The following is a 424-nucleotide window of genomic DNA, read 5'->3' as shown; positions in this document are numbered from 1 at the left end:
ATGCCGATCTCGGCCTGAGTTTCTGGGGCGGCATCGACCCGTTCAGCGGCGAAGTCATCGATCGCCACCACCCGCTCAGCGGCGCCATCGTCACCGACCGCGTGCTGGCGATTCCCAGCGGTCGCGGCTCCTGCACCGGCAGCAGCGTGATGCTGGAACTGATCCTCAACGGCCACGCTCCGGCAGCGCTGCTGCTGGAGCAGGTCGACGACATTCTCACCCTCGGCGTACTGATCGCCGAGCAGATGTTCGGCCGCTCGATCCCGGTGGTCGCCCTTGGCCGCGAAGCCTTCGCCGCGCTGCGCGAGGCGCACCACGTGCGGGTGTCGGGCAGCCGGGTCGACGGTTTCGCCAGCGCGGCGGCGGCGCTCGACGACGCGCTGGCAACCGTCGTCGCCGAGGCGCCGTGCCTGACGCTCAGCGC

The 424-nt window shown here is 70.8% G+C and carries 1 protein-coding gene; it reads left to right on the top strand.

Annotated features, from left to right (window positions below):
* Positions 1-424, top strand: a 424-nt coding sequence (locus B2X67_RS04660; protein WP_286784752.1) for an aconitase X swivel domain-containing protein, incomplete at both ends; no start/stop codon positions are given.

The sequence above is a fragment of the Pseudomonas sp. UBA3153 genome (assembly GCF_002364635.1).
Lineage (GTDB): Bacteria > Pseudomonadota > Gammaproteobacteria > Pseudomonadales > Pseudomonadaceae > Pseudomonas_O > Pseudomonas_O kuykendallii.
The sequence above is the reverse complement of the archived record's forward strand: the minus strand, read 5'-3'. Positions and strand labels throughout refer to the sequence as shown.